The sequence below is a fragment of the Micrococcus sp. KRD070 genome (genome assembly GCF_017168435.1).
Classification (GTDB): Bacteria; Actinomycetota; Actinomycetes; order Actinomycetales; family Micrococcaceae; genus Micrococcus; species Micrococcus luteus.
Genome location: NZ_JABFNH010000006.1, coordinates 1 through 2456, shown reverse-complemented (window position 1 = coordinate 2456; position 2456 = coordinate 1). Strand labels below are relative to the sequence as shown.

Sequence of the window (2456 nt, the reverse complement as noted above, 5' to 3'; positions counted from 1 at the left end):
GCTCGCCCCCTCCGGCACCTCTCCCACCCGCGCTCCACCCCGCAGAATCCCGCTGTTCTCGGCGGTCTCCCAGCCCGGCCCGTAGTATCGGGACGGACAACTGTGGAAAGGGGCCCCGTCGTGGGACTTCTGGACAACCTCGAACGCGGCCTGGAGCGGGCCGTGCGCTCGGCCTTCTCGGCCGGCGGTCCGCGGGCGGTCAAGCCGGTGGAGATCGCCTCGGCCCTGCGACAGGCGATGGACGACGAGTCGATCGCGCTGTCCGAGGGCCACACGGTCGCGCCCAACAGCTACGTGGTCCACTTCTCCCCCGCCGACTTCGAGCGCGCCCGCTCGTGGGGGTCCACCCTCGCCAGCGAGCTGTGCGATGAGGTCATCCGCCACGCCGACTCCCAGGGCTATGCACTGCCCGGCACGGTCCGGGTCGCCTTCCACCCGGACGCGGACGTGCGCGGCGGGGACCTGCGCGTGGTCACCCGCCTGGACGACGGCTCGCTCACCGCCCCGGCCCCCCACGACGACGGCGCCTCGCCCGCCACCTCCCACGCCGACCAGCCGACCGTCGTGATGGGCCGCCCCGTGACCGAGCCCGCCGGCCCGGCACTCGAGCTGGACGGCCGCATGCTCCCCCTGGACGGGGACGACCTGATCCTCGGCCGCTCGGCCGAGCGTGCCGACCTCGTGATCCCGGACTCCTCGGTGTCCCGCGAGCACCTGCGCCTGCTCACCGTCGGCTCCACGGTCACGCTCCTGGACCTGGGCAGTCGCAACGGCGTGCTCGTCAACGGCCGCCGCGTGGACGGCTCCGTCACCCTGCGCGACGGGGACGTGGTGACCGTCGGCCAGACCGAGCTGCTGTTCTTCGGCGGGACGGGGGGCCGCGCATGAGCGAGCTCGCCGTCGCCGTGCTCCGCATGGGCCTGCTGCTGGCCCTGTGGGTGCTGATCATCTCCATCGTCATGGCGCAGGGCCGCGACCTCGTGGTCGGCCGGCGGAACAAGACGCGCCTCCAGCAGGCCCAGCGCGACGCCGGCCTGGTCACCGCGGTGCCCGCGGCCGGGGCCGCCGGGGCGGGCTCGTCCGCGGTCGACCGCCCCGCGCCCGCGTCGACGCCGTCCCCCGCCGCGTCCGCGCCGACGACGCCGGCCCCGCGGCTGTCCCGGACTCTGCGGGTGGTCGAGGGCCCGAAGGCCGGGCAGACCATCGCCCTGGAGGGCCGTCCCCTGCTGATGGGCCGCGCCCAGGACGCCGACCTGGTGCTCGTGGACGACTACGCCTCCGGCCGCCACGCCCGGCTGTTCCCCCAGGGCACCCGCTGGTTCCTCGAGGACCTCGGCTCCACGAACGGCACCTACGTCAACGGCGCCCCCGTCACCCGCGCGGTGCCCGTGGGCCCCGGCACGGCCATCCGCATCGGCAAGACCGTCATGGAGCTCGAGGCCTGACCCATGACCCTCGTCCTCCGCTACGCCGCCCGCTCCGACGTCGGCCGCGTCCGTGCCAAGAACGACGACTCCGCCTACGTGGGCCGTCATCTGGTCGTGCTCGCGGACGGCATGGGCGGGCACGTGGGCGGCGACGTGGCAAGCGCGTCCACGGTGCTGGACCTGGCCCCGCTGGATGCGGTGGGCTACGAGGACCCGGCCACGGTGCTGCCGGACGAGATCCAGAACGCCAACCTGATCCTCAACGAGCTGGTGCACGCCAACCCCAAGCTCGCCGGCATGGGCACCACGTGCACCGCCGCCCTGCTCGCGGGGACCACGCTGCACATCGCGCACATCGGCGACTCCCGTGCCTACCGGCTCGCGAACGGCGAGTTCTCCCAGGTCACCACGGACCACACGTTCGTGCAGAAGCTCGTGGACGAGGGGCGTCTCGAGGCCGGGGAGGCCCCGTTCCATCCGAACAAGAACGTGCTCATGCGCGTGCTCGGCGACGTGGACGCCTCCCCCGAGCTGGACGTGTTCGAGGTGCCCGTCGCCCCCGGAGAGCGCTGGCTGTTCTGCTCGGACGGCCTCACGGACGTGGTCTCCCCCGAGAAGATCCACGAGGTGCTGCGGGACTCGGAGGCTCTCAACCAGGCCGTCGACACCCTCGTGGACCTGACCCTCAAGGGCGGCGCCCCGGACAACGTCACCGTGGTGGCGTTCGAGATCGCGGAGGGCACGGCGGAGGAGCTGGCCCCCGTCCCGGACGTCCACCTGTCCGAGCAGGCCCTCGCCGCGGCCCACCCGCCCGAGGTCGGCCCGGTCTCCGGCCTGCTGCTGCGCGAGGACCTGGACGCACGGCCTCACCTGCTCGTCGGCGCGGCCTCCAACGCCGTGAAGACCGATCGCATCCCCGTGGTCACCCGCAGCTCCACGCGCCGCCGTGCCGCCGCCCTGCTCGGCGAGACGCCCGTGCCGGAGAACCGTCCCCGGCGCACCGCGGCCGTCCTCACGGACGGGCCGGAT

3 protein-coding genes are annotated in these 2456 nt (G+C 73.9%); all 3 read left to right on the top strand.

Features of this window, described 5'->3' with window-relative positions; translation table 11 throughout:
* Nucleotides 1–120 precede the first annotated feature (120 nt).
* Complete coding sequence (locus J1M38_RS02105; protein ID WP_206501163.1) at nucleotides 121–888, top strand: DUF3662 and FHA domain-containing protein; 768 nt, start codon at nucleotides 121–123, stop codon at nucleotides 886–888.
* A complete protein-coding gene (locus J1M38_RS02100) occupies nucleotides 885–1445 on the top strand; it encodes an FHA domain-containing protein (protein WP_010079714.1) in 561 nt (186 codons plus the stop codon). Before J1M38_RS02105 ends, J1M38_RS02100 begins: the two co-directional genes overlap by 4 nt.
* 3 nt (nucleotides 1446–1448) lie before the next feature.
* Nucleotides 1449–2456, top strand: a 1008-nt coding sequence (locus J1M38_RS02095; protein ID WP_206501162.1) for a PP2C family serine/threonine-protein phosphatase, incomplete at its 3' end; no start/stop codon positions are given.

What these genes read in the sequence shown, in the direction of transcription:
- J1M38_RS02100 (WP_010079714.1), top strand. Translation starts at nt 885, where the DNA reads ATGAGCGAGCTCGCCGTCGCCGTGCTCCGCATGGGCCTGCTGCTGGCC.